The organism is Priestia megaterium NBRC 15308 = ATCC 14581 (genome assembly GCF_000832985.1).
GTDB lineage: Bacteria > Bacillota > Bacilli > Bacillales > Bacillaceae_H > Priestia > Priestia megaterium.
This window is the reverse complement of record NZ_CP009920.1, coordinates 3,455,720-3,480,401: the sequence shown is the minus strand read 5'-3', so window position 1 is coordinate 3,480,401 and position 24,682 is coordinate 3,455,720. Positions and strand designations below refer to the sequence as shown.

The 24,682-nt window shown below is 37.6% G+C and carries 28 protein-coding genes; 14 read left to right on the top strand and 14 right to left on the bottom strand.

Annotation, left to right across the window (positions count from 1 at the left end; all coding sequences use genetic code 11):
* Positions 1-13: 13 nt before the first annotated feature.
* The 4 genes from dapD to BG04_RS18090 form a co-directional block, all read right to left on the bottom strand.
* Positions 14-733 carry a 2,3,4,5-tetrahydropyridine-2,6-dicarboxylate N-acetyltransferase gene (gene dapD / locus BG04_RS18105; protein WP_013082280.1) on the bottom strand — a complete coding sequence of 240 codons (720 nt, stop codon included), beginning with the start codon at positions 731-733 and terminating at the stop codon, positions 14-16.
* A gap of 129 nt (positions 734-862) precedes the next feature.
* The gene (locus BG04_RS18100) at positions 863-1,741 is read right to left on the bottom strand and encodes a transcriptional regulator CcpC (protein ID WP_013056037.1); all 879 of its coding nucleotides are present in this window, start codon (positions 1,739-1,741) and stop codon (positions 863-865) included.
* A 99-nt stretch (positions 1,742-1,840) separates the two neighbouring features.
* Complete coding sequence (cbpB, locus tag BG04_RS18095; protein ID WP_013082279.1) at positions 1,841-2,296, bottom strand: cyclic-di-AMP-binding protein CbpB; 456 nt, start codon at positions 2,294-2,296, stop codon at positions 1,841-1,843.
* A gap of 382 nt (positions 2,297-2,678) precedes the next feature.
* Positions 2,679-2,915: a YkuJ family protein gene (locus tag BG04_RS18090; RefSeq protein WP_013056035.1), complete on the bottom strand. Its 237-nt coding sequence runs from the start codon at positions 2,913-2,915 to the stop codon at positions 2,679-2,681.
* A 280-nt stretch (positions 2,916-3,195) separates the two neighbouring features.
* On the opposite strand from BG04_RS18090, the gene BG04_RS18085 reads away from it, so the two are divergent.
* Positions 3,196-3,432 (top strand): glutaredoxin domain-containing protein, encoded by a 237-nt coding sequence (locus BG04_RS18085; RefSeq protein WP_013056034.1) that lies wholly within the window; start codon positions 3,196-3,198, stop codon positions 3,430-3,432.
* A gap of 29 nt (positions 3,433-3,461) precedes the next feature.
* Here BG04_RS18085 and BG04_RS18080 read toward each other — a convergent pair whose 3' ends face one another.
* The 3 genes from BG04_RS18080 to fadH all read right to left on the bottom strand — a co-directional run bounded on the left by BG04_RS18080 (position 3,462) and on the right by fadH (position 6,183).
* Positions 3,462-3,944, bottom strand: coding sequence for a DUF3993 domain-containing protein (locus BG04_RS18080; RefSeq protein WP_034653485.1), 483 nt, complete (start codon positions 3,942-3,944; stop codon positions 3,462-3,464).
* Positions 3,945-4,101: 157 nt separating this feature from the next.
* Positions 4,102-5,313 carry an EAL domain-containing protein gene (locus BG04_RS18075; protein WP_013056032.1) on the bottom strand — a complete coding sequence of 404 codons (1,212 nt, stop codon included), beginning with the start codon at positions 5,311-5,313 and terminating at the stop codon, positions 4,102-4,104.
* A 105-nt stretch (positions 5,314-5,418) separates the two neighbouring features.
* The gene (gene fadH, locus BG04_RS18070) at positions 5,419-6,183 is read right to left on the bottom strand and encodes a 2,4-dienoyl-CoA reductase (protein ID WP_016763424.1); all 765 of its coding nucleotides are present in this window, start codon (positions 6,181-6,183) and stop codon (positions 5,419-5,421) included.
* 171 nt (positions 6,184-6,354) lie between these two features.
* Between fadH and BG04_RS18065 the strand changes: the two genes are divergently transcribed.
* On the top strand, positions 6,355-7,221 hold the full coding sequence (locus BG04_RS18065) for a metallophosphoesterase (RefSeq protein WP_016763423.1): 867 nt from the start codon (positions 6,355-6,357) through the stop codon (positions 7,219-7,221).
* A gap of 145 nt (positions 7,222-7,366) precedes the next feature.
* On the top strand, positions 7,367-7,660 hold the full coding sequence (locus BG04_RS18060; RefSeq protein WP_013082274.1) for a hypothetical protein: 294 nt from the start codon (positions 7,367-7,369) through the stop codon (positions 7,658-7,660).
* A 39-nt stretch (positions 7,661-7,699) separates the two neighbouring features.
* Here BG04_RS18060 and BG04_RS18055 read toward each other — a convergent pair whose 3' ends face one another.
* Entirely contained in the window at positions 7,700-9,823 is a 2,124-nt protein-coding gene (locus BG04_RS18055; RefSeq protein ID WP_034653488.1) for an RNA degradosome polyphosphate kinase, read from the bottom strand.
* Positions 9,824-9,896: 73 nt separating this feature from the next.
* Positions 9,897-11,423: a Ppx/GppA family phosphatase gene (locus BG04_RS18050; protein ID WP_034653490.1), complete on the bottom strand. Its 1,527-nt coding sequence runs from the start codon at positions 11,421-11,423 to the stop codon at positions 9,897-9,899.
* 109 nt (positions 11,424-11,532) lie between these two features.
* Between BG04_RS18050 and BG04_RS18045 the strand changes: the two genes are divergently transcribed.
* Complete coding sequence (locus BG04_RS18045; protein ID WP_034653493.1) at positions 11,533-12,045, top strand: L,D-transpeptidase family protein; 513 nt, start codon at positions 11,533-11,535, stop codon at positions 12,043-12,045.
* A gap of 254 nt (positions 12,046-12,299) precedes the next feature.
* Positions 12,300-12,767, top strand: coding sequence for a YkyB family protein (locus BG04_RS18040; protein ID WP_013056025.1), 468 nt, complete (start codon positions 12,300-12,302; stop codon positions 12,765-12,767).
* A 49-nt stretch (positions 12,768-12,816) separates the two neighbouring features.
* Here the strand turns inward: BG04_RS18040 and BG04_RS18035 are convergent, their stop codons facing one another.
* Entirely contained in the window at positions 12,817-13,722 is a 906-nt protein-coding gene (locus BG04_RS18035) for a chemotaxis protein (RefSeq protein ID WP_016763419.1), read from the bottom strand.
* 296 nt (positions 13,723-14,018) lie between these two features.
* On the opposite strand from BG04_RS18035, the gene BG04_RS18030 reads away from it, so the two are divergent.
* The 5 genes from BG04_RS18030 to BG04_RS18010 all read left to right on the top strand — a co-directional run bounded on the left by BG04_RS18030 (position 14,019) and on the right by BG04_RS18010 (position 17,380).
* On the top strand, positions 14,019-14,618 hold the full coding sequence (locus BG04_RS18030) for a TetR/AcrR family transcriptional regulator (protein ID WP_013082269.1): 600 nt from the start codon (positions 14,019-14,021) through the stop codon (positions 14,616-14,618).
* 113 nt (positions 14,619-14,731) lie between these two features.
* Positions 14,732-14,926: a hypothetical protein gene (locus BG04_RS18025; RefSeq protein ID WP_013056022.1), complete on the top strand. Its 195-nt coding sequence runs from the start codon at positions 14,732-14,734 to the stop codon at positions 14,924-14,926.
* A 203-nt stretch (positions 14,927-15,129) separates the two neighbouring features.
* Entirely contained in the window at positions 15,130-15,351 is a 222-nt protein-coding gene (locus BG04_RS18020) for an IDEAL domain-containing protein (RefSeq protein WP_013082268.1), read from the top strand.
* Between the two features lie 101 nt (positions 15,352-15,452).
* Complete coding sequence (locus BG04_RS18015; RefSeq protein ID WP_034653497.1) at positions 15,453-16,616, top strand: aminotransferase A; 1,164 nt, start codon at positions 15,453-15,455, stop codon at positions 16,614-16,616.
* Between the two features lie 152 nt (positions 16,617-16,768).
* Positions 16,769-17,380 carry a nitroreductase family protein gene (locus BG04_RS18010; RefSeq protein ID WP_016763416.1) on the top strand — a complete coding sequence of 204 codons (612 nt, stop codon included), beginning with the start codon at positions 16,769-16,771 and terminating at the stop codon, positions 17,378-17,380.
* A 36-nt stretch (positions 17,381-17,416) separates the two neighbouring features.
* On the opposite strand, the gene BG04_RS18005 is transcribed toward BG04_RS18010, so the two are convergent.
* Positions 17,417-18,202 (bottom strand): SDR family oxidoreductase, encoded by a 786-nt coding sequence (locus BG04_RS18005; RefSeq protein ID WP_016763415.1) that lies wholly within the window; start codon positions 18,200-18,202, stop codon positions 17,417-17,419.
* A 144-nt stretch (positions 18,203-18,346) separates the two neighbouring features.
* Here BG04_RS18005 and BG04_RS18000 point away from each other — a divergent pair, with 144 nt between their 5' ends.
* Positions 18,347-19,042: a GNAT family N-acetyltransferase gene (locus tag BG04_RS18000; RefSeq protein ID WP_034653499.1), complete on the top strand. Its 696-nt coding sequence runs from the start codon at positions 18,347-18,349 to the stop codon at positions 19,040-19,042.
* A 169-nt stretch (positions 19,043-19,211) separates the two neighbouring features.
* Here the strand turns inward: BG04_RS18000 and BG04_RS17995 are convergent, their stop codons facing one another.
* The gene (locus tag BG04_RS17995; protein ID WP_013056016.1) at positions 19,212-19,988 is read right to left on the bottom strand and encodes a hypothetical protein; all 777 of its coding nucleotides are present in this window, start codon (positions 19,986-19,988) and stop codon (positions 19,212-19,214) included.
* 241 nt (positions 19,989-20,229) lie between these two features.
* On the opposite strand from BG04_RS17995, the gene BG04_RS17990 reads away from it, so the two are divergent.
* The 3 genes from BG04_RS17990 (at position 20,230) to BG04_RS17980 (ending at position 22,640) form a co-directional block, all read left to right on the top strand.
* Positions 20,230-21,105 carry a LysR family transcriptional regulator gene (locus BG04_RS17990; protein ID WP_016763413.1) on the top strand — a complete coding sequence of 292 codons (876 nt, stop codon included), beginning with the start codon at positions 20,230-20,232 and terminating at the stop codon, positions 21,103-21,105.
* Between the two features lie 483 nt (positions 21,106-21,588).
* The gene (locus BG04_RS17985) at positions 21,589-21,957 is read left to right on the top strand and encodes a CidA/LrgA family holin-like protein (RefSeq protein ID WP_014461029.1); all 369 of its coding nucleotides are present in this window, start codon (positions 21,589-21,591) and stop codon (positions 21,955-21,957) included.
* Complete coding sequence (locus BG04_RS17980) at positions 21,954-22,640, top strand: LrgB family protein (protein WP_013056013.1); 687 nt, start codon at positions 21,954-21,956, stop codon at positions 22,638-22,640. Before BG04_RS17985 ends, BG04_RS17980 begins: the two co-directional genes overlap by 4 nt.
* Before the next feature lie 41 nt (positions 22,641-22,681).
* On the opposite strand, the gene ptsP is transcribed toward BG04_RS17980, so the two are convergent.
* The gene (ptsP, locus tag BG04_RS17975; RefSeq protein ID WP_013082261.1) at positions 22,682-24,403 is read right to left on the bottom strand and encodes a phosphoenolpyruvate--protein phosphotransferase; all 1,722 of its coding nucleotides are present in this window, start codon (positions 24,401-24,403) and stop codon (positions 22,682-22,684) included.
* Positions 24,403-24,669: a phosphocarrier protein HPr gene (locus BG04_RS17970; protein WP_013056011.1), complete on the bottom strand. Its 267-nt coding sequence runs from the start codon at positions 24,667-24,669 to the stop codon at positions 24,403-24,405. The genes ptsP and BG04_RS17970 overlap by 1 nt, the downstream gene beginning before the upstream one ends.
* Positions 24,670-24,682: the final 13 nt, after the last annotated feature.

Below are 24,682 nucleotides of genomic sequence, written 5' to 3'. Positions count from 1 at the left end.
CCGATTGTTTTTCTTATTCTTCGTTTAATTGACGCAATTCTTGCTTGATTTCTGTTTTAGACTTTGTTTTTTCGTCAATTTCTTTAATAACGCGAGCCGGCGTACCTGCTACTACTGTGTAAGGAGCTACATCTTCTACCACAATTGCACCTGCAGCAACTACGGCACCTTTACCTACTGTTACACCTTCAAGAACAACAGCATTAGCACCGATTACTACATCATCTTCTACTACAACTGGTTTTGCAGAAGGTGGCTCAATAACACCAGCTAATACAGAACCTGCACCGATGTGACAGTTTTTACCTACTGTTGCACGACCACCAAGTACTACGTTCATGTCGATCATTGTTCCTTCACCGATCACCGAGCCGATGTTAATAGATGCACCCATCATAATAACAGCGTTGTCCCCGATTTCAACTTGATCGCGAATAATAGCGCCTGGCTCAATACGAGCTTTAATTCCTTTCATATCTAATAAAGGAATCGCAGAGTTGCGGCGATCGTTTTCAATTACGTAGTCTTCAATTTTTCCTTCGTTTGCTTCAATAGCAGCTTTGATTTCTTTCCATTCGCCAAATACTACACCTGTGTTTCCCGTTACGAATGTTTTAGAAGATGAACCAAAGTCAATTCCTTCTACTTCACCTTTTACGTAAACTTTTACCGGTGTTGATTTTGTGCTGTTTTGAATAAATGAGATAATCTCATTAGCATCCATCATTTTCATTATGTATTCCTCCTAAGTAAGCAATGTCTCATTTAATGTAACAAAATGCTTTCACAATGACAAGCATCATTATCGTTTTAATAAAAAGATAACGATTGCAAATAAAAAAAGCGAGCATCTAGGCTCGCTTTAGACCGTTTCTCTTACATATTCACGTACAATATCAACAAATGCTCGAACTTGCTTCAGCTTAAACGCTGATTCATATCCAACTAAAGAAGTGTCTCGCGTAATTGGCTCTCCATTTGCTTTCAGAAGCGGCGTCCGGTGAATATGGCTTCCAGCTTCTTTAATAGCAATCGATGGTAAAATAGCGAAGCCAAGACCATTTAAAGCCATTTGCTTACACGTCTCAATCTGATCCACTACAATCGTACGCTTCGGTGTAGTATGAAACTCTCGATGCCACCATTCTAAAATTTCTTGATAATACGTTGAGTCACTTTTAAATTGAATAAATGGTCGATGAGTATTTACTACTTCCGCTGCCCTTTCAATTTCTGAATCAACTAGGTAAAGAGGATCTGTAAACAAATGTTCTTTGACACCTTTCCAATCCGGATTTCCGCGTATGATTCCAATATGTACCTCATCTTCGTACAGATAGCGAAGCATTTCACTGCTCCATCCGGTTACAAGAGAGATTTTAGCATGTGGGTAACGATCCATATAGCGTTTTAACACCGCCGGCAGCCAGTGCTGTCCAATAATCGAAGCCACCGCTAATTTGAGTGTACCATATACCTCATTATCTAAATGATGCAAGTCCTCACGAACCCGATCTTCTTTTTCTACCACTTCTTTTGCAAATTGAACAATCTTTTCTCCAGCAGGCGTTAATGACAGTCCTTTTTGCGAACGAATGAAGATTTGTGTATCCCATGCTTTTTCAATGGTTTGCAGCCTCTGTGATAAAGCTGGTTGTGATACAAATAATCTCTCTGCAGCTTTTCTCATATTTAATTCTTGAGCTAATACAACGAGCATTCGACATTCTATTAATTGCATTCAGTTATTCCTTTCAAGCCTCTTTTTACTTTCATTTTACCTTTATCATATAAGAAAAAAACGGAGAAAGATAGGCTGAAACACGATTTCTTAAAAAAATTATTGAAATAACTCTTTCGGGAGAATGATGGACTGCCTTCTTAATGACTTTAACAAATTTCTTCGTGTTAAAATCCCTTCAAAAATGCCATCTTCATTCTCTACGCACAAAAAAGGATGGTTAATCATGGCATTTATGACTTTTAATACGGATTTTTTCATGGAGACACGAGGAACATTTTGATTCATAACTTCTTCTACTTTCATGGTTTCTAATCGTTCAAATTCAATGCGCTTTAATCCTAAAATCGAATCTAAAATAAGCGTCATACTCACGAACCCCTGCAGCTGAAACCTTGGATTTAATACGGGAATGGACGTATAGCCAGTCTTTGTTAACACAAGCAAAGCATGTTCTAAATTATTTCCCACTTGAACATGAGCAACTTTATCAGAAGTGACAAGCAAATCTCGAAGTTCAATTTGATTTAACTGATTGTGATCAATATCAATCATTTATACATTCTCCTTCCATTTCTCATAACTTCCACGTGTGTAAAGAGAAAAAGAACAAGCTACAAAATGAAAATAGCTTGCTTACGTAAATGCGAATCTTTAAGAGGGAATAGAAACAGACACAATCGATGTTCTCCCTTATATGTTAAGTCTAGATTTTTTTAAAACAAGTGTCAACGAAAGTTCATAATTATCTGAATTTTTTATTTTGATTTTTTTACAGCATTCGACCCGTTCCTTCTATTTATCAGAAAATCCGCTATCACTTTGTCGATATTTCTCGGGAAAATAGGGCGGAAGCCACCGCAAAAACTCCATACGCAGTAACAAAAAAATACCGCAAAGTATAAAATCCTTTGCGGCATTCGTTTTGCTTTATCCCTTAATGAATAAGTTCAAAAATTTCAATTGCAATCATATCAACGTTATCAAATTGATAAACGGCTGGCTTTTCACCATCTTGATATACTTCAAGTTCGTATGTTTCAGTTTTTGCATGATATTTCACGCTGCAAATTCTTTTTCCCTCTACTTCGAAGAAGCGTTGTGGCGCTTCACTTCCACTTGCTTGCTCACGGAGATTCACAAGACGAGTTAAAATACCTTGTAATTGTGACATATAATCTCTCCTTTCACCTATTACATCATTACGCATTCGACTTTTCTACAATATCAATTCAAATAAATACGTTATCTAAACTAATACTTAAAAGACACCATTTCACTATATGCCACATACTAAAAAAACACAAGTACTTTACGTGATTTTTCATAAGAAAATGCCTTATTATAGCGATATATGTCGTTTTTTATTATAATAACATAGCGATATACTATGTATCATACAAAACTTCATTCTACTTTAACACCATTCATTTTAATATAGGGAGGTGCTTTCATTGAGATCTATAGAGTTGTACACACAACCAGCTTGCCCACCTTGCGAAATTGTTAAACAGTTTTTACAGCATCATCACGTTTCCTATAAAGAATTTGACGTATCTAAAGATGCTTCTGCTCGAAAACGAATGACTACTGAGTTAGAGTCTTATTCCACTCCGACCATTCGTGTTGACCAGGAAATTATCAGAGGATTTGACCTTCAAGCGCTTGAGAAGCTTCTTAACATCGGATAACAGAAACACTCAAAATAAGCTTTCCTCGGCTATTTTGAGTGTTTCTTACTATATATAAACTTTTGCACTTTCCATTTCCCCTGTTTTTTTACTAACGTGATCATTTCGTAATGATCTTGGTATTTTACCCGTTCATTATGCACAGCCGGAAAAAATTGATAGACATAAGCTTTGTTTTGGTCGGAATGAAGAGCTACCTTCGTCTGTTCATCAAAAGAAAAGAAAGGGATGTAATGTGTTAAATATTCAGGTCCCTCTCCGACATACCCTTGAGCTTTTTGTAAGAGAGCCTCATTAAAAAACACAGATGCATACTCATCATCTAAAAACAATTTCAGCTCACGAACAGCGTCTTGATTAGTATGGGCAGACGCAGCTCTTAGCTGAGCCTGATAAGCGTCCTGCAAATTTATAAAGATTTCATGCCTAATCTCTCCTGATACTTCTGCATGAACAGATTTTCCTGAGTACAAGACAATCAGCAAAAAGACAAGTAAGCATATTTTCTTCAAATTAAATCAGCTCCTTAACTTCTTTTTTATTAGAATTCCGAAATTTCCCCTGCCTATGCATATCCCTATAACCGACTGTCGTTCTCCTTTAAAAAAAACATAAAAAACCGGCAACCACTTTTGCTGGTTGCCGGTTTAACTTCAACTTATTTATTCTCTACAAAACGTCTCTTTCGTATAAAAAAGAATATGAAATATCAAGGAATATATAGTGCATATTATCAATTGGATACGAAAAAGTTCGGATATTCTCACCTGTTTCAATATCATTATACAAATCTGATAATATGCCTTTTTTTTCATAGCTCATTCGAATAATATTCTCAAGAAAATATGGGCGCCAGCTCCAATTTTTCTTTACATATTCAGGTTCAAGAATCCAATCCTCGTTTTTCTTTACATAGTTAGAAGACTTTTGAAATCCATTTTCATCGCAGATGTAAAGGCGAAAACACACGTTGGATAGTTCTTCTGCAATAACAGGCAGCATATCGTCATACGTTTCTAACTTTCTGCACTTTGTCATTACCTGCTGCATTTTATCTTGAAAACGTTCTGTCAGCTGGTAAACAGCAAGCAGCTTTTTCTTTTCGTGAGCGATATACATTTCAAAACGTTCCTTTAGTTTATCCTTTAAGATGTTGGGATCGACAAGTTCAGCAGCCGGCTTATGTAAATAATAACCTTGAAAATACCTGCCTCCGTTTCTCCATGCATATTGCAGCTGATAGGAGGCTTCTATATCTTCGTATAGAAGCGTAGCACCCATTTTTCTTGCTAACAGAGATAAAGAATACAATACGTCTTGATACGACTGCGCCATGTCCGTTTGTCTCAGAATATGTAAATCTACTTTTAAGATATCTGGTGAAAGCAACCCAATCCTGTCTAGATTACTACTTTCTTTTCCTATATTATCAATTGCAATCTTAATACCATATGTTTGATAATACTTTAGTAAGTGTTGAAGTGATTCCAAATCTCCACTAAAATTGTGTTCTGTAATTTCGAGAACAATTCGATCAAGCGATAATCCTTTATTTTCGAAAAGTTGCAATAATTCCAGCAAGGATTCTCCATGATCGTTCATTAATAAATTAGGGTTCTGATTAATAAAAATTAAAAATTGTTCTTCCTGGGTCAACATATGCTCGAGCGCTTGTGTTAAAACAGCATAATCAACTTCTATGCGATATTCATCCGGAATCGCATCATCATGAAAGAATGGGCCGAGACTTTCAATTTCCCCTTCATTTTGAAACCTCGCCAACACTTCATAGCCAATTACTCTATGTCCATCTGCACTAAAAATTGCTTGATAATACGGAAGAGTTTTCTCTATGTTTGTTAATACATCTAACGGGTCCACTCAACTCTCCCCTCTCCTTGTTCACTTTACGTTAGTATAATACGAATAGCATAATTTTGCTAGTCCTTCTCGGATTGCTTTGTACTTTTTAGTGCGTATCCAAACTTAAAAAGGATGCTGATTTAGCCACTGTCCCCCGTCCATTGTAATGCATTCCCCATTGATATAAGACGCTTCATCGGAGAATAAGAAACTAGCTAATCCTGCTATTTCCTCAGGAGTTCCAAGGCGTCCTAATGGTACAGAATCCAATGTACGCGCTTTCATTTTTTCTGACTCAAATAATTTATCGGCTCCTCCTGTTCGCTCGATCGGCCCCGGTGCAATCGCATTTACTCGTATACCATATTTCTTCCCCCACTCTACTGCGAGCGTGCGCGTCATGGTTAAAACTCCTGACTTGGCACAAGCTGAATGAATAACACCTGCTCCTGCGTTCCAGGCATATGTAGCTACAATGTTTGTAATGGCCCCTTTTGCGCCTTTATTGATCCAATATTTTCCTACTGCGGAACTGCAATAAAATGTACCATTTAATACGATATTAATTACGCTGTTCCATCCGTTAATGGATAAGTCTTCAGCTGCACATATAAAATTGCCTGCAGCATTGTTAACTAAAAAATCAATTTGTCCAAATGCCTTGTCCGTTTCTTGAACCATGCGCTCCACATCTTCTGGATTGCGTACATCCATCACCACTGAAAGTACCTGTCCATCAAACGTTTTAATTTCATTTTCTGTCTCTTGTAATCGATCGGCTGATCTACCTGTAATTACCACATGAGCACCTTGTTCTGCAAATCGCTTCGCCATATGTTTTCCCATGCCACTTGAACCGCCAGTAACAATTACGACCTTGTTCTTCAATTTATATTCCTCCCCAAAACATAAGTGTTGTACAACTATCATTTTACTATTTTTTCTGAATAAAGTGAAACTTTTATCTATTTAACTTAAAAGCAGACTTCTCGTTGTGAGGATAAAAAAAACAATGCTATAATTAAAACTTGAAAACTATAAGGAATAGGTTGATTTTGCATGAAAAAGACGTATACAAGACGATCTTTTTTGAAAGGACTAGCGTCTATTTCGTTAGGGTCTTTGCTCACCACGTCTTTTGGGTATACATATGCCAAATATATTGAGCCTAGACGTCTGCAAATTGTTCGTCATACAATTACTTCTAAAAATATTCCGAAAAGCTTTAACGGAATAAAAATTTTACAATTTAGTGATATTCATCTTGGACTCTCTTATGATTTATTACAACTAGAACAGCTTATGGTGACCATAAATAATTTGAAGCCTACTATTATATTATTTACCGGAGATTTAATGGATGTACCTAATGAATACCCACATCCAGAAAGAATTCCCCCGATTTTACAGAGGCTTCAGGCTCCTCTTGGAAAGTATGCCATATATGGTAACCATGATCACGGAGGATATGGAACAAATATCTATAAACAAGCCATTGAAGACGCAGGATTTAGACTTTTAGTAAATGAAGTTGACACGGTATTCATGCCTGATAAAAGCTACATTCATATTTGTGGACTCGATGATATTATGCTTGGGAATCCACAATATGAAGGAACACTAGGGCAATTACAGCCGGATATTTTTTCTATTGCTATGATTCATGAACCTGACGTTGCTGTCAAAGCAGCTCCTTTTCCAGTGGATCTTCAGCTCTCCGGCCATAGTCATGGAGGCCAAATTCAAATTCCTTTTTACGGTCCTTTGATTACACCGCCCTTTGGGACGGTTTACCCTGAAGGAATGTACGAAGTTGGAGATTCTAAAATGAAGCTTTATGTGAATAGAGGCTTAGGAACCACTCGCATTCCTTTTCGTTTTTTAGCTACGCCTGAAATTACGCTTTTCACCCTGCAATCAACATAAAAACGCCCTTACAGGGCGTTTTTATGTTGATTGTCTTTTTTTAGCTGATCATGACCGCCTAATTCTAGTCTTAAAGAAATAAACCAGGCTCAAAAACTTCTGTTCAGCCATACACTACAAAGACAACTGACAAGGAGGTTAAAATATGTACTATCAATATCCCTATACAGGATATCGTAATATTCCAAATGGCGACGAGCGCTTTTTTGGATTTCCTTTTGTTGCTGGCTTAGCTGGTGGGCTGCTTGGCGGACTAGCTGTTGGCGGTTTTGGAGGCAGACCTGGGTGCTGTCCACCACCTTATCCTTATCCAGTTCCGTTTTACGGCGGTGGATTTCCTGGAGGAGGCTACCCTGGTGCCGGCTATGGAGGCGGTGCTCCTGTTTATAACACATACTACGGACCTGGATACGGTCCTGTTGGTCCCATTCCTAGATAATAACATGACTAAAAAGCCGAGCACTCGGCTTTTTTTATGTTATTCTTGATCGTCGCAAAGAGCATATTGACAAAAAATCTCTTGACTATTAATAGAGAGCTCATGGTCTTTTTTTATGACGTAATGATAATTCCCTTCTTGGTCTTGTTCTCGTGCTTTTACATTATCAGCAAGCATAACTTCAAGCCACTTCCACACTTTTTTTTTCAAATGTGTATCCAAGATAGGAAATAAAATTTCTACTCGTTTCACCATATTTCTTGTCATCATATCTGCAGATGAAAAGAAAAACTTTTCCTGTTTATTATGATGAAAATAATAGATTCGGCTATGCTCTAAAAATCGTCCGACAATGCTTCTTACTCTTATATTCTCGCTAACGCCTTGAATTTGAGGGCGCAAGCAGCACGCTCCTCTAACAATGAGTTCGATTGTCACACCAGCTATAGAAGCTTCATATAGCTTCATAATTAAAATTTTATCCGTCAATGAGTTCATTTTCCCAATGATTCTTCCATTGCCATACCGTCTATGATAATGGATTTCCTGATCAATGAGGTGCAAAAAATCATTTCTTATATCAAATGGTGCAACGGATAAATGATGATATACTGGTTTTTGCGTATAGCCACTTAAGTAATTAAAAAAATTGGCCGCATCTATCCCGATGTTTCGGTTGACAGTAAAAAGACTTATATCCGTATAGATCTTTGCTGTGGCATCGTTGTAATTCCCAGTACCAAGATGAACAAACCGTTTAATATGCTCTCCTTCTCTTCTCACCACGAGCGTAATTTTACCATGCGTTTTTAAATGCGTCATTCCATATATCACGTGGCACCCTGCCCGCTCTAGCTCTTTAGCCCATTGCACATTATTCTCTTCATCAAACCTCGCTTTTAGTTCAACTAGTACCGTCACTTGTTTACCTTTTGCAGCCGCTCGTTTTAATGCTTTAATAACGGGAGAATCTCCGCTTACCCTGTATAACGTTTGCTTAATAGCAAGCACATTTTCATCGTCTGCTGCACCGTTAACAAAATCGAGTACCGGCTTAAACGATTCATAAGGATGGTGAAGCAAAATATCTCTTTGAATCATTTGATCGAAAATATTTTGATCCGGGTGTAACTCTGTTGTAAGCTTAGGAATAAAGGCTTTTTCAGCCAACTCTTCATGCGTAGATTTAAGTAATCTATAAAACGAAAATAAACTGGTTAAATCCAGCTGTCCTTCGATCTCATACACATCTTCATCGTCAATTTCAAGTACTGACTTTAAATACGCTAGTACACCCTGATCATATGGACTCTTAATCTCAAGACGAACAGCCGCTCCCCATTTTCGCTTCTGCAATTCTTCTTCAATTTCTTTTAGTAAATCTTGAGCGTCTTCTTCGTGAATAGTCATATCTGCGTTGCGGGTAATTCGAAATTGAGAAACGGAAGAAACGCGATATCCCTTAAACAACTTCTTAATAAAATAGGCAATCACATCCTCTAGCAATACAAATAGACGGGTAGAATCTGATGTGGCTATTTCAATGTAGCGCGTTAGCATCGAAGGTACTTGAACGATAGCTAGCCTTCCTTTTATTTCAGCAATTTGCTGCTCATCATTTAAATTTTCTGAAAGGACGACTGCTAAGTTCAAGCTTTTATTCATCAACATAGGAAACGGCCGGTAGGTATCAATAGCCATAGGAGTTAATACGGGAAAGATTTGCTCGTCAAAATACTGTTCAAGCTTATCTAGATTTGATTTCTCCAGCTTTTCAACCGCAATGATTTCCACGCCGTATTTCTGTAATTCGGGAAGAAGTGTATGAATATACGTATCATACTGCTGCTTGATTAGATCGTGGTTTTGTTTGGAGATAGAAAATAGCTGCTGTTTAGGAGTTAAGCCTGCTTTGTTTTCAGGTTTGCTAAATCCAGCTTTCACTTGATCTTTTAATCCGGCTACCCGAATCATAAAAAACTCATCCAAATTTGAACTGAAAATTCCTAGAAATCTAAACCGCTCAAGCAAAGGGTTTTTCGTATCTACTGCTTCTTCCAGCACCCGCTTGTTAAAAGCCAGCCAGCTCAATTCACGATTATTGTAATAAGCTGAATCAGCCACTTGTATGGTTTGCTTATAAGTGCGATTACTTTCTAACATTAGCCTCACCTTCCAGGATAATGGATTTAATCTAGTTAGCTATACTGAATATTCTAACCGATTCAGCGTTATTCTAAAGCTTAGCAAATTCAAGAACAATATTTTTTTCCACTACTTTTTCTAGATGCTTTTTCTGTTTTTCAGCCTGATATTGTTCAGGACGAAAGGTTTTTGTACATAATAGTTTAATCGTAACTGTGTTTTCATCGCTTTTCATGTCAATATGTTGAATAATATTTCGCTTTGTTGCATGTAAACCGTCAGCTATTTTTAAAACCGCACCGAGCAGCTGGACTTTTTTTTGTTCTTTTTTTGTTAACCACTTTTTAAAAGGAGCAACATATTGCCTAAAAGAAGACTTCCCTTTATATGAAGAAACAAGTGCCAGCTTTAAACGTTCTTTATGTGAAATTCCATCGATTGTACGATTAGCAAGCACATAAAACGTATGCTGGCTGCTTGATTCCGCATCAATATACTCTCCTATATCATACACTTGCGCAGCTTTTATAAGAAGCGCTAAGTCATCCTCTTTTAAATCAACTGGTCCCTGCTCCTTAAGATGCTGAAAAATCATAATAGCTGTGCGGGTAAGCTGTTTGACATAATCTTTATTTATTTCAAACTCTTCCATTATTTCTTGAAAACTTTGCTGTATGACATCGGGGTACATTGGCTGGATATTAGCATCAGACGCTTCCTTAAATAACACCCCTTCTCTTAAGCCTTTGCGACTTAAGATGAAGCGAGTCGCGTTGACTGTTTCATATAATGATTGAAATACTTCAATCGCTGGCAAAATTGTATCCGCACGATCTTTTGACAAGCGGTCTAGCTTTTGAAGATTGTGATAAGACAATGAGCCTATAGCGGATTTCACATGCAATATATCAGCTAAATTCATTTCATATTGATGCAGCCCGGCGAGAGGATAGTGGATAAAACCTTGATGCACTTGCACCATACTTCTTGCACTTCCTCCAATTGCCACAATCGGAACTTGGCGATTTAAAAGCCACGGGACAGCATGGAAATACCGGATCAGGAAATCGCGGATTTTTACTTTTTCTTCTGCAGTGGGAATATTGCCTTTGACGAACTGCAGACGCAGAGATAAGGCACCGAACGGAAAGCTGTGGTACTGCACTAACTCTCGATTGCGAAAATACGTAACTTCCGTACTTCCCCCACCAATGTCAATTGTAATGGCTTCTTCGATCGAAGTAGAATGAATAACGGCAACAAAGCCGTAATATGCTTCTTCATATTCAGACAATAGTTGAATAGAAAAGCCCGTTTCTTTTTTTACAAGATCTAGAACTTCTTTTGCATTAGCCGCTTGACGAATGGTAGCTGTGGCCACACAGGTAACGTGCGGCAGCTGCTGATGCTTGATAATAACTCCAAACGTTTTAAGCGTATCAAGCAAGGTATATATTCCTTTAGCCGTTAACATTCCTTCTTTACTTAAATAATTTCGAAGCCGTGCAGCTACTTTCACGTTTTCAACTTGCTTAAATCCTCTGCCTTTTTTGTATTCATAAATAACAAGGCGTATCGTATTTGAGCCTATATCAATCAGTCCATGTTTATAAGTCAATGTAATTTCAACACCTTTTTCAAAATAACTTTATGCTCACAAAGGTCACTTTTACTTTTTTCAACCGTATACTGTTACAACATAGTCATATATCAAAGGAGCGAAGTTAATGAGATATATAGTAAAGCGCGGTGAAACCTGGCAAAGCGTTTCAGGTGACTACCGGACTCCGGTTGAAGATCTGTGGATGGCTAATCCTTTTGTAAGCCATAGTACGCTGAAGCCTGGGCAAGTAATCATCATTCCAAACCTCCCTGATAAAGAGCTCATTCCTTACACGATCCACGTGTTTATTGCTGAAAAGCAGCTTGAATTACGAAGAAATAATATCATACAAAAAGTCTATCCCATTGCAGCAGGAAAAATGCTGAGCACAACCCCTACTGGAGACTTTGTTATCGTTAACCGGGAGCCAAACCCCGGGGGGCCTTTTGGCACAATGTGGCTAAGCTTGTCTAAAAAGTCATATGGCATTCACGGAACAAATGATCCAAGTTCTATTGGAAAAGCCGTATCCAAAGGATGCATTCGCATGTATAATGCCCAAGTAAATGAGCTAGCTCAAATTGTGCCAAATGGGACTGGTGTTTATATTCGACCTTCTCGACGAATGGCTCAATAGTTCGGGATTTACTAATCAATGATGGTTTAACTGTGGGAGCAGCATTTTTTTAAAATAGAAAGTATGGCGTGCTGTTCCACTTTACTTGTATAAGGAAGCGTAACAAAACAAACCCTATACATAGGAAATTTCATTAATTACCAAAATACTTCTTCGTGTAATTATTTTCAAATGGGACAAGACACGCTATAATGAACGTATCAGCTTTCACCTTATAGGTTGAACAGCTGATATGATAGAAAGGGAGTGAACGTATGTCTCAAGCAAATGGACAAGGCTCTTTGACCCCGTCTGTATCTGAGATTGCACAAGCTATTTTCACTGTAAATCGTCACGCAAAAGCTGCTCCTGATCCTAAGCAGTTATATACGTTAAAGAAAATTGCATTAGATCAACTAATTTTAGAAGGAAAAGCCAAAAAAGAAGGACTTCACTTTTCGCCAAACCCTGGTAAAAGTCAACAAAAATCAGATGTACTTGTATCAGTTGGAGACTACTTTTTCCATATGCCTCCAAAGAAAGAAGACTTCAAAGAGTTATCACACCTCGGCCATTTAAACCATCAGTATCGAAATCCCAAAACGACTATGTCATTATCTTATGCGAAGCGCTTATTATCTAAATATACGGGTCATCTCGTACAGCCGGCGAAAAGCCCTGTTTCGACTCCAAGAAAACGGCAAGCACCTGTGTTTAAACCGCTGGGTAAAAGTTATTTTTAAAAAAGTGCCTGAAGTGGAGCAATCTGCTTTCAGGCACTTTTTTGTGATCCTACAAAATATAGAGATCGATCAACTCAACAAGCTCTCCGATTTCCGGCTTACTTACTTGTCCTTCCGCTCCTACCATCTTTCCCTTGTGACGTAAATCTTCTGTGATAAGAGAAGAGAAGATAATGACTGGAAGTATAGAAAGCTGAGGATTTTCTTTCACTTTTTTAGTTAAATGATGCCCATCCATTTGCGGCATTTCTATATCTGTAATAAGCAGCTGGACTTGATCACTGATTTCCACACCTTCATCGATCACTGAGCTCAGATAGTTCCACGCTTCCTCACCGTTCTCAAAAAATTCCGTGTTCTCATAACCTGCTTGTGCAAGAGTATCTTCAATCATTCGGCGCAGCAGCGGTGAGTCTTCAGCTACGACAATCTTTTTATTAGAGCGCTCCCTAGCCCCTAGCTTTTTGATTTTCGACTGATTAATACCCGCATCAGGGTTCACGTCAGAAATCAGCTTTTCAAAGTCTAACAGCAGAATCATTTGACCGTGTAATTTTACCACTCCAGTAATCTGCGTTTCCAAACCTTGATACAAATCTGAAGGCTTCTCAATTTCTTTCCAAGAAATACGGTGAATTTGCGTCACTGCATGGGTATGAAAGACAATTTTTTGCTGATTGAACTCTGTAACAATTAACTTATCTTTTTCCGGCGTATTTGAAGGTTCCATTTTTAATGCTTTTGCTATGTCAACAACAGGAAGTACTTCCCCTCTTAGCTCTATAATACCTTCTATGTAAGAATGCGCATTGGGAACAGGTGTAATAGATACGGGATTAATAATCTCTCTAACTTTTACTACATTAATGCCAAACCAAACATTTCCTATCTCAAATTCGACAATTTCCAGTTCGTTTGTACCACTTTCCAACAGTATTCCTTTATCTGGATTCATATACTTACTCCTCTCATCTCACCTGTTTATCTAATAGTCCATATTTCCCATTATAGTGAGCGCCTCTTATATCCGTAAAGAAAAATTTTCTTATTTTGTTATCCTTTTTCCCTAAAACATATACATAAAATATTGTTTTATGAATTAACAGAATATTATATACTATATAAAAACATGAGCGCCGATCCCTTTCGTCTCATCCTCTGCTCAGTTTTTTAATTGCTCTACTTTACTTCTCTATACTAGCTTATGAACTTGAGTCAAACGACTACTCCTATTCGAACGAGGTGTAATTTATGAACAGAGGATTACAAAAAGAAGAAACAAAAAAACGCATCCAAAAAGCCGCTATCTCTTTATTCCAACAGCAGGGATATCAAAAAACGACTGTGTCTCAAATTACCCATGAAGCGGGTGTAGCAAAGGGAACATTTTTTAATTACTTCAAAACAAAAGAAGAAGTTCTTCACTACCTTGGAATTAATTTTACAAACCGTATCTCCTACAAATTAGAACAGCTCCTTCAAACAGAAGAATCAACTGCTGCCATTGTTAAACAACTGTTTTTATTACTAGCACAATCAAACGAAGAAGCGAACCCTCACCTAATCCGTTCTTGGTTTCATATTGCTATTACCAACAGTTCCTTTCAACAATCCGAAATTCTTCAAATTGAAAAAATGCGTGCTCATTTTACAAAAGTTTTTCAAACAGGACAAGACCGAGGTGAACTTATAGTCGATATCCCTGCCGAAGAAATGGCTTCTATTGCTATACTTAATTTTTTTGGCACACTTCTTTACTGGTGTACCAACCAACCCGACTCTGCTACCCTTCAAGAAAGAATAGACAAGTCGGTTACTCTTCTATTTAGAGGGTTTCTTATTCATTCCTAAAAGCCTGTTCACAAATTTTTAACAAGAAATCGAAGATAGCTGTGGACTCTACAGCCAAAACGGTTTATACTACACAAAGTGAATGAATAATCTTAAAAGAAGGTGTTCGTAATATGAAAGGCTCCGTCATTCTTTTTAATGACGATAATGAAATGACCATTATTGAAAACGTAGAAGAAGCTGTATATCAAGATATTAAAGAACAAGAAGGCTCTGATCACTGCGTTGTAACATTGGACGATCATGAAGTTGATTTTGGCTACGTTTCCCCCGTTTATTGGCGTGAAGGCCAAATACACACTGACTAATATACAAGACCTGCATATATATGCAGGTCTTTTTATGCGCTTATTATTTTGAATCTAGAATTGAACGTGAAGCGAGGAACCTCTGATTTCCTAACACATACCTCAGCACATTCGCAGCTAAAAACAGGGTTAACAACTATATAGAAAGGGTACATTTCAAGTAATAGAAGCTGCGTTTTATTTTAAAAAAGGAGGTTTATGTTATGAGTTCTTATCGCAAAAATATGAATCACTATCCTCACTCATCTCAGTACACACCTTACCAACACTATTACGCGAAAGAAGCTGATCGTATTTTAACGACTATGAGTACAAACTTTAATAAACAGCATTTGAAATCTCTTATCGACGATGCGTTAGATAACAGAGACGAAGAACAATTTTATGAACTAACAACTGCTTATAATAAGCTATATAACGCCTAACTTAAAACCACTATTTGCAAAATGCGCAAATAGTGGTTTTTTACCTATTTTCATTGTGATAAGATAAAATGAGTTGAAAATACGCGGAAGGATTTGAAACCATGGAGCACTTAATCAATAAACGTGTCAAAGAAATTGAACTATCAGGAATACGTACATTTTATAATATGGTCTCACAATACCAAGATGTTTTATCCCTCACAATTGGACAACCTGATTTCTTAACACCACAGCATGTAAAAGAAGCGGCAAAATCTGCAATTGATGGTAACCAAACTTCTTATACCCACAATGCTGGAACAATAGAACTGCGCGAGGCAGCAGCTCAATTTGTCAAAGAAAAATATGACTTGCACTATAACCCAGCGGATGAAGTGATTGTGACCATTGGAGCTAGTCAAGCAATTGACATTGCTCTTCGCACCATTTTAGAAGAAGATTCTGAAGTTATTTTACCTGGACCTGTTTACCCAGGATACGAACCGCTTATCCGGTTAAACGGCGCTAAACCTGTACATATTGATACAACCGAAACAGGATTTCGACTAACAGCGGATTTAATCCAACAACATCTGACGTCTAAAACAAGATGCGTCATCTTACCTTATCCGTCTAACCCTACAGGAGTGACGTTGTCCCAGCAAGAATTAGAAGAAATTGCCGCTCTTTTAAGCGATAAAAATATTTTTGTACTATCTGATGAAATATACAGCGAGCTCGTTTTTGATAAAAAACATCAGTCCATTGCCTCCATTTCCTCTATGAGAGAGAAAACAATTGTTATTAACGGAGTATCAAAGTCTCATTCTATGACGGGCTGGCGAATTGGCCTTTTATTTGCTCCTTCTTATTTAGCCAAACATATATTAAAAGTTCATCAATACAACGTGAGCTGTGCTTCTTCTGTCTCTCAAGCAGCTGCACTCGAGGCACTGACAGCAGGTAAAAACGATGCGGTGGATATGAAAAAAGAATACGAACAAAGGCTGAATTATGTGTATGACCGATTAGTAAACATGGGATTTGACGTAGAAAAGCCGACGGGTGCTTTTTATATCTTCCCTTCTATTCAGAACTTCCACAGCAATTCATTTGATTTTGCCCTGGAGTTAGTAAAAGAAGCAGGTGTTGCACTAGTACCCGGCAGCGCTTTTTCTTCCCACGGGGAAGGATATGTACGCCTGTCGTATGCGTATTCCATGAACACGCTGCGTGAAGCCTGTGATCGAATTGAAGCTTATTTTACATCTCGTCAATCACGCTAAGCCGATGGTAAGAAGTGTATGCATTTTTTTGTGAGTGACAGCACATAAGAGCGGGTATACTAGAAGCATATAAATTGACTTCAATAGTGTATCATTATAAAATGTGCATCGATTCACTAAAGAAATACATACTTTTAACGGAGGTTTTTATTATGACAAAAGATTTTTTTGATGTGGTAAATGAACGTACATCGATTCGAGAATATGACTCTTCAGCTAAATTAACCAAAGAAGAATTAACGGAACTTTTAGAAGCAACAGTGAAGTCACCATCAGCTTGGAACTTACAGCACTGGCATTTCGTTGTTATTACAGATCAAGATGCGAAAGAACGTCTACTTCCAATTGCTTACAACCAAAAACAAATTACAGAAGCAGGCGCTGTAGTAGCTGTCTTAGGTGATTTAGAAGCCAATAAAAATGTAGATGACGTGTACAATCCACTAGTCGAAGCAGGTCACATGACAGAAGACGTAAAAAATATTTTGTCAGGACAAATTAACGGCGCTTATAAAAACGGTGCTTTCGCCCGCGATGCAGCGTTTACGAATGCTTCTCTTGCATCTATGACATTCATGCTTGCAGCAAAAGCAAAAGGATTAGACACTTGCTCAATGGGCGGATTTAACGCTCAAAAATTTGTAGAAGAATTTAAAATTGAGGATCGATACATTCCAGTTATGCTTATCTCAGTTGGAAAAGCGGCTAAAGAAGCACACGCTAGCGACCGTTTACCATTAGATCAAGTTACAACTTGGATTTAACAAAAAACCCTGCGGCTGCAGGGTTTTTCTATTTAACTAAATGGATTTCACCATACCTCCGTCGATTAGAAACGACTGGCCTGTCATATATGAATTTGCTCCCGAGACAAAGAAAGCAACGGCTTTTGCAAACTCTTCAGGCTGACCGTAGCGCTTAAGAGGAATTTGGTTTCTCATCTCTTCTTCAATTTTTGAAACGTCTACTCCCATTTTTTCAGCACGAGTGGTATCTAGCTCTTTCACTCGGTCTGTTGCAATTCTTCCTGGGGCAACCGTGTTAATTAAGATACCGTCCTCTGCTAGTTCTGAAGCAAGTGTTTTGGTAAGCCCCACGATTCCTGTACGGAAGGTATTTGACAGAATAAGTCCAGCAATTGGCTCTTTAATGGAAGAAGAAGCAATATTGACAATACGTCCTCCGCTCTTTTTCATAACGGGCACTACCTCACGAATGATACGAATATAACTGAGGAGATTTAACTCAAATGCACGCTTCCAATCATCATCTGTTAACGAAAGGAAGTTCCCTGCTTTAGGACCTCCTGTATTATTAATTAAAATATCAATGGTTCCAAACGTATCTACTGTATATTGAATAACATCTTGAATGTCTTGAGTTTTCGTGACATCTGCCGTTTTATGTAACACTTGTCCGCTTCCAAGGTATGAAATCTCTTCCGCTACTTGGATTAGTTTCTCTTCTGAACGACTTGCAATCATAACGTTTGCGCCTTCTTCTGCGAGCCTGGCAGCAATCGCTTTGCCAAGCCCTTGGCTCGCCGCAAATACAAGCGCTGTTTTTCCTTTTAATTCAACATCCATTTCTTTCACCTCGTCTAATAGTTCGAATCTTTTTAACTTTATCACGTTCTCTTCAAATTCTTCAATAAATATGAAATAATTTCTTTTTTTCATATGGTATACTTAATTATCTGAAAATTTTTTCTTAAAGGAGGCAAAAAAGCAGTGTATAAAAAGCAATGCTTTGTCTTTCATCAAAATAAGCCTGTAACATGTACGGTACGATCATATACATCAAATGACTTCGATGAGTTGATTCGGATTCAAGAAGAAAGCTTCCCCCCTCCTTTCCCTTCTGAATTATTATGGAGCAAAGATCAGTTAAATAACCATGTGTCCCTTTTTCCGGATGGAGCGCTATGCGTGGAGATAGACGGGACAATATGCGGATCTATCACAAGCGCGATTGTTTCAGTGGAAAGAAATGAAGCTCACACATGGGATGAAGTAACAGGAAGCGGATATATTCATACGCACGACCCTTCTGGTAATACACTTTATGTAGTGGACGTATGCGTCACTCCTTCGCATCGATCGATGGGGCTTGGGAAGCTGCTTTTGCAGTCTTTATATGAAGTTGTGATTCATTACAAGTTAGAAAGGCTGCTTGGTGGATGCCGCATCCCTGGATACGCATCAGTGTCTTCCTTGTACACGCCCGTTGAATACATGGACCTTGTATCAGCTGGAACTCTCTACGACCCGGTTATGACCTTTTTAATGCGCTGTGGCAGATCGCCTATTGGTCTCGCAGCAAACTATATTGAAGATGAAGATTCACACAACTACGCCGTACTAATGGAATGGAAAAATCCATTTTATACGGCTATTCAAAAAGAGGCTGGGACAAAAATAGTTTAGCCCAAGTGAAAAACGAACCATTAATCAACACGTTTGATTGGTGGTTCGTTTTTTTGTGATGGTGAATATAGTTTTATCTGTTTCGTTCCTTCTAGCAGTCCAGCTCATCTATCTCATGTGTTCGTCTTTAGGTTGAATTCATTTAGTTATGTCTCAGCCTCTTTTTAGATTATTGAACTTCTTCAATGCTCCACTCTAGCTCTTTATGAGTGAGAACAAGATGCGCCTGCAATTTACTCATCTCTTTGTGCTCAAACCGATCATTATACATTTCATTCATGTCGTCAAAGTCACCGATTGTATACAAAGGAATTTTAATATCTCTACGCGATTGCACCATGTGTTCAAAATCAATAAACAAACCGTCATTCGTTAAAGTAAGAAGCGTATTTGCTAACACGAGCGGCAATATTGGATATTCTAACTTCTTCCTTCTAAATACAAATCTTTTTTGCTTAATTTCTGACATTTTCAACGGAATGATTCGGCTTAAAATATGCTTCATATCATATACGTCTCGAAAATAGATTTTGTTATAAAATCCATCATCATGAGCTAAATAAACAAATTGATTACCGAGTTTATTATTAAATGGCGAATTGAGCGGTTTTTTTAAATGACCTAAATACAGCAGCGCTGCAATATCTTGAGGTTCTAACAAATCTAACGAAGATACATCCTCAAAATCAATCCAACAAAAATCACCATAATTATAAACATCATCTTCTGCTAAAAGATGAATTTGTTCTTCTTCTACGTAGTCCATATGGGTTTGGTAATGGTAATCACTGTCTTCAAAACCGTGCTTTAACAATAATATATTTGCAAGCGGCGTAGGAAGGGAATGATAAAACTCTTTAAATTCAATTCCATATGTAATAAAGCATTTTTTATTTACATGGCCATTAATATAAACGATATCTCTTATTTCATCTGCTTTACTCAACCGTTCTAACCACCTTATTGATTGATTCTGTGATCGATATGTAACCGTTCTACTGATTTATATATTATACTTCTAAAATAAACAATGTGTAAATATATATTGTTGGCAATTTCTTTTGTATTCACTGCCTCTTCTACTGATCATTTTATTTGATAGGAAAGAAAGGTATAGAGCTGATTGTGAATGTGGTAGAATGTGTGTATCTTATTAATTAGCATGTATGAACACGGAGGTATACAAAATGGATGTTCGCCATTTGCATTACTTAACAGAAGTGGCTAAACATAAAAATTTCACAAGAGCTTCTGAAGCGCTGCATATTTCGCAACCTTCTCTCAGTAAAATGGTTAAATCATTAGAAGAAGAGCTCGGCACACCTTTGTTTGATCGCGCTGGCAAACAAGTTCAGCTTACCGATGCAGGAATAATTGTGTACGAGCAAGCAGAAAGCATTTTATCTTCTCTCCGAGATTTATCGGATTCCCTCTATGATTTAATGCATTTAAAAAGAGGAACCATCAAAATAGGCATTCCCCCTATTATTGGTACATTGTTTTTTCCTACTATTATTAAAGCATTTCGAGAGCAATACCCTGAGATTCATATTCAATTAGTGGAATATGGCGCTAAAAAAATGCAAAAATTTGTGGAACAAGGAGAAGTGGATGTGGGCGTAGTTTTACTTCCAGTTGATGAAAACATGTTTTTTACGACTCCTTTAGCCCGAGAAACACTGCAGCTTGTTGTTCATAAATCTCATCCGTTGGCTCAGCATTCTACGATTTCATTAAAAGAGTTAAAAGACGAAACGCTTATTTCCTTTCATGAAGACTTCACCATGCATGAAATGGTCTATAACGAATGTTTAAAAAATGGTTTTACACCTAATATTGCTTTTAAAAGCTCTCAGTGGGACTTCATTGGAGAGCTGGTAGCTGCTAATCTCGGCATTGCTCTTTTCCCTTATTCATTATGTGAAAAGCTTGATTTGGAGCATGTGAAAGTAATTAATCTCGAGAATGCTATTCCGTGGGAAATTGCTTTAATCGTAAAAAAAGATCGCTATATCTCTTACGCTACACAGGCTTTTATTGATTATATTAAAAGTACAGTTTAACAAAGCTGAGACAAAAGTAGTTTAATTAAAAATCCGAACGAGTTTGATTCTTGATAGAAAATCCAACTCGTTCGGATTTTTTTCATGGCGGTGTAATAAGTCATTCATACTAAATCATTTATCCCATTGGTTCGTCTTTAAATTGAATTGATTTAGGCATGTCTCCATCTCTTTTATTAAATAATTAGACCTTATATTTCACAAATTCTTTTTTGAAAAGGTTACCAACGCATTTGTAAAGAGATTTCTTTCAACTATAACTAAAAAGAATAGTTATCATAGTTATTATATATTTCATATTATAGTCGATTTTTTGTAAGATAAGTGTGTAGCATTCATTTACTGAAGTTGTATCCCCATTTGCAAAATCCAAATAGTTTCTCTTTTCCCATGATGGAGTCGTCTTTTCAGCATAGACGACTCCATTATTGTCTCAACAAACTAGAAATGAATGAATAAAAACATAAATAAAGGAGGCTAATCATGAAACTGATTATGGTGATTTTACAGATTTTATTACTAACGGCTCTGTTTTTAATAGGAGAAAGTATTTCACAATGGTTTGACCTCCCAGTGCCAGGTAGTATCATCGGATTTTTCTTACTGTTTTTCTTACTGTACTTTAAAGTAATTAAATTAAGCTGGGTTGAACAAGGTGGAACACTGTTAGTGGGAGAACTATTACTATTTTTCATACCAGCCGTCGTTGGACTCATCAATTATGGAGATGTATTGATGCATTTCGGAATCCAGATTGTGATTATTATCACAATCAGTACGATTATTGTGATGTCTGTAACGGGAATCATTGCAGAACATATTTCAAGAAGAAAGGAAGGTTCGCTAAAATGACATTACTCACATGGATTGCTCTTCCGCTTACACTGCTCGTTTATGTCGGTACAAAAGTGCTCTATAAAAAATATAAGTCTATGCTAGTTTCCCCTATTTTACTAGCCCCCATTCTTTTAATTGGCATCTTATTAGTGACGAATGGCTCTTATGATCATTATAAGCAAGGTGCCAGTGCTATTAGCTTTATGCTTGGACCAGCAACCGTTGCTTTTGCTGTTCCTATGTTTAAGTATTTTGATTTGCTCAAAAAACACCGTGTTGAAATCAGCTTAAGCGTAGGGCTTGGCACGTTTGCTGCCATGATATCTTCCATGCTGTTAGCATTAGTGTTTCATTTACAATCAACGCTGGTTCATAGCTTGATTCCAAGATCGGTTACGATTCCTATTGCTGTTAATGTATCTCAGACGCTAGGAGGAGATCCGAATATTACCATTATGTTTGTGATTATAACCGGTGTAGTAGGATGTATGGTCGCTCCAAAACTGATTAAGCTCCTCGCACTGCACTCTTCTCTAGCAAGAGGTCTTCTTTTAGGAGTAGCTTCTCATGGGACAGGTACAGCAAGAGCTTTTGAATTTGGAAAAATTGAAGGTACTTTTTCTAGCCTTGGCATGATCGTAGCAGCACTTCTTACAATGCTGTTTGCGAATATGCTTCTGCCTACTATTTTCGCTTAAAAGATAAAAAAGGTGTGATCATATATGATCACACCTTTTTATTATCCAATATGAAAAGTTGATTTTACAAACTCAATAACTTCTTCCGTAGAAGACATTGATAGAATTGTATCTAAATGAGGTTCGATATCAGCTTTTGATAATTGACGGATTTGAGAACGAGCTTTCAGAATAGATGTTGCACTCATTGAGAATTCATCTAAGCCTAAACCTAAAAGAATTGGAATTGCAATCTCATCTCCTGCCATCTCTCCACACATGCCTACCCACTTACCTTCTTTGTGAGCCGCTTTGATTACCATATTCACCAAGCGAAGAATCGCTGGGTTATACGGTTGATATAAATAAGACACGCGCTCATTCATGCGGTCAGCAGCAAGCGTGTATTGAATTAAATCATTTGTTCCGATAGAGAAGAAATCTACTTCTTTAGCAAATAAATCTGCGATTACCGCTGAGGAAGGAATCTCTACCATCATCCCTACTTCGATGTCTTCCGAAACTTGTACGCCTTCTTGTTGAAGTTTAGCTTTTTCTTCTAAAAGAATAGCTTTTGCTTGACGGAACTCATCAACAGTAGCAATCATAGGAAACATAATTTTCAGATTACCGTATACGCTTGCACGTAGAAGCGCACGAAGCTGTGTACGGAACATGTCTTGCATCTCTAGACATAAGCGAATGGCACGGAATCCTAAGAATGGGTTCATTTCTTTTGGTAAATTTAAATAAGGAAGCTCTTTGTCTCCACCAATATCAAGAGTACGAACAACCACTGGTTTACCTTCCATACGTTCAAGAACTGTTTTATAAGAAGTAAACTGCTCTTCTTCCGTCGGAAGATCTTCGCGGCCCATATATAAGAATTCTGTACGATAAAGGCCAACGCCTTCGCCGCCGTTTTCTAATACGCCTTTTACATCTTCTGGTGTACCAATGTTAGCTGCAAGTTCAACGTGATGATCATCAGCTGAAACCGTTTTTTCATTTACAAGCTTAGCCCACTCAGCTTTTTGTTCTGCATACTCAGCGGCTTTTTTCTCGTAAGCTTTTACTGTTTCTTCGCTTGGATCAACGATAACTTCGCCATCTAAACCATCGACAATTACTAATACGCCGTTTTGAATGTCTTCCATAACTGTTTTTGTACCTACAACAGCTGGGATCTCCATGGAACGCGCCATAATTGCTGAGTGAGAAGTACGTCCGCCAATATCTGTTGTAAATCCTTTTACGAACTTACGATTTAACTGTGCTGTATCAGACGGCGTTAAATCTTCTGCGATAATAACAACTTCTTCTGAGATTAAGCTTGGATTTGAAACGTTTACACCTAAAAGATGAGCTAATACACGTTTTGTTACATCACGGATATCAGCAGCACGTTCTTTCATATATTCGTTGTCCATTGACTCAAACATATTAATGAACATTGCCGCTACTTCATCAAGTGCATGTTCAGCGTTTACATTTTCATTTGTAATTTTATCTTTAATTGGATTAATAAGTTCAGGATCGCTTAGAACTAATAAGTGAGCTTCAAAGATTTCTGCTTTGTCATCTCCAAGTTCTTTACGAGCGTGCTCTCTAATAATTTCAAGTTCTGATTTTGACTTTTCTAGCGCAGCTTCTAGACGTGCTACTTCTGCTTCAACTTCAGTTACTGATTTTTTTTCAACGGTTAATTCTGGATTTTCTAGACGAAATGCTTTAGCAATAGCAATGCCGCTAGAAGCGGCAATGCCTTGAATTTCCTTTGTCATTATTCGCCTAATCCTTCTTTGCTCATTGTATCTTCAAGAGCAGCAAGTGCATCTGCTTCGTCAGAACCTTCTGCAGAGATAGTGATTGTAGCGCCTTTTTGAATACCTAAAGACATAACGCCCATGATTGATTTTAAGTTTACAGTTTTACCGTTGAATTCTAAGTTGATATCAGAATCAAATTTGCTTGCTGCTTGTACTAAAGTTGTTGCTGGACGTGCATGAATTCCTGAGTCTGCTGTTACTGTAAATGTTTTTTGTGCCATGTTAAATCAATCT

Bases quoted from the DNA above. Each gene is read 5' to 3' on its own strand.
- BG04_RS18025 (WP_013056022.1), top strand. From the start codon at position 14,732: ATGAAAGGCTCCGTCATTCTTTTTAATGACGATAATGAAATGACCATT.
- dapD (WP_013082280.1), bottom strand. From the start codon at position 733: ATGAAAATGATGGATGCTAATGAGATTATCTCATTTATTCAAAACAGC.
- ptsP (WP_013082261.1), bottom strand. From the start codon at position 24,403: ATGACAAAGGAAATTCAAGGCATTGCCGCTTCTAGCGGCATTGCTATT.
- BG04_RS18040 (WP_013056025.1), top strand. From the start codon at position 12,300: ATGTCTCAAGCAAATGGACAAGGCTCTTTGACCCCGTCTGTATCTGAG.
- BG04_RS17990 (WP_016763413.1), top strand. From the start codon at position 20,230: ATGGATGTTCGCCATTTGCATTACTTAACAGAAGTGGCTAAACATAAA.
- BG04_RS18010 (WP_016763416.1), top strand. From the start codon at position 16,769: ATGACAAAAGATTTTTTTGATGTGGTAAATGAACGTACATCGATTCGA.
- BG04_RS17985 (WP_014461029.1), top strand. From the start codon at position 21,589: ATGAAACTGATTATGGTGATTTTACAGATTTTATTACTAACGGCTCTG.
- BG04_RS18055 (WP_034653488.1), bottom strand. From the start codon at position 9,823: ATGTTAGAAAGTAATCGCACTTATAAGCAAACCATACAAGTGGCTGAT.
- BG04_RS17980 (WP_013056013.1), top strand. From the start codon at position 21,954: ATGACATTACTCACATGGATTGCTCTTCCGCTTACACTGCTCGTTTAT.
- BG04_RS18030 (WP_013082269.1), top strand. From the start codon at position 14,019: ATGAACAGAGGATTACAAAAAGAAGAAACAAAAAAACGCATCCAAAAA.
- BG04_RS17970 (WP_013056011.1), bottom strand. From the start codon at position 24,669: ATGGCACAAAAAACATTTACAGTAACAGCAGACTCAGGAATTCATGCA.
- BG04_RS18005 (WP_016763415.1), bottom strand. From the start codon at position 18,202: ATGGATGTTGAATTAAAAGGAAAAACAGCGCTTGTATTTGCGGCGAGC.
- BG04_RS18035 (WP_016763419.1), bottom strand. From the start codon at position 13,722: ATGAATCCAGATAAAGGAATACTGTTGGAAAGTGGTACAAACGAACTG.
- BG04_RS18100 (WP_013056037.1), bottom strand. From the start codon at position 1,741: ATGCAATTAATAGAATGTCGAATGCTCGTTGTATTAGCTCAAGAATTA.
- BG04_RS18020 (WP_013082268.1), top strand. From the start codon at position 15,130: ATGAGTTCTTATCGCAAAAATATGAATCACTATCCTCACTCATCTCAG.
- BG04_RS18060 (WP_013082274.1), top strand. From the start codon at position 7,367: ATGTACTATCAATATCCCTATACAGGATATCGTAATATTCCAAATGGC.
- BG04_RS18045 (WP_034653493.1), top strand. From the start codon at position 11,533: ATGAGATATATAGTAAAGCGCGGTGAAACCTGGCAAAGCGTTTCAGGT.
- cbpB (WP_013082279.1), bottom strand. From the start codon at position 2,296: ATGATTGATATTGATCACAATCAGTTAAATCAAATTGAACTTCGAGAT.
- BG04_RS18090 (WP_013056035.1), bottom strand. From the start codon at position 2,915: ATGTCACAATTACAAGGTATTTTAACTCGTCTTGTGAATCTCCGTGAG.
- BG04_RS18015 (WP_034653497.1), top strand. From the start codon at position 15,453: ATGGAGCACTTAATCAATAAACGTGTCAAAGAAATTGAACTATCAGGA.
- BG04_RS18065 (WP_016763423.1), top strand. From the start codon at position 6,355: ATGAAAAAGACGTATACAAGACGATCTTTTTTGAAAGGACTAGCGTCT.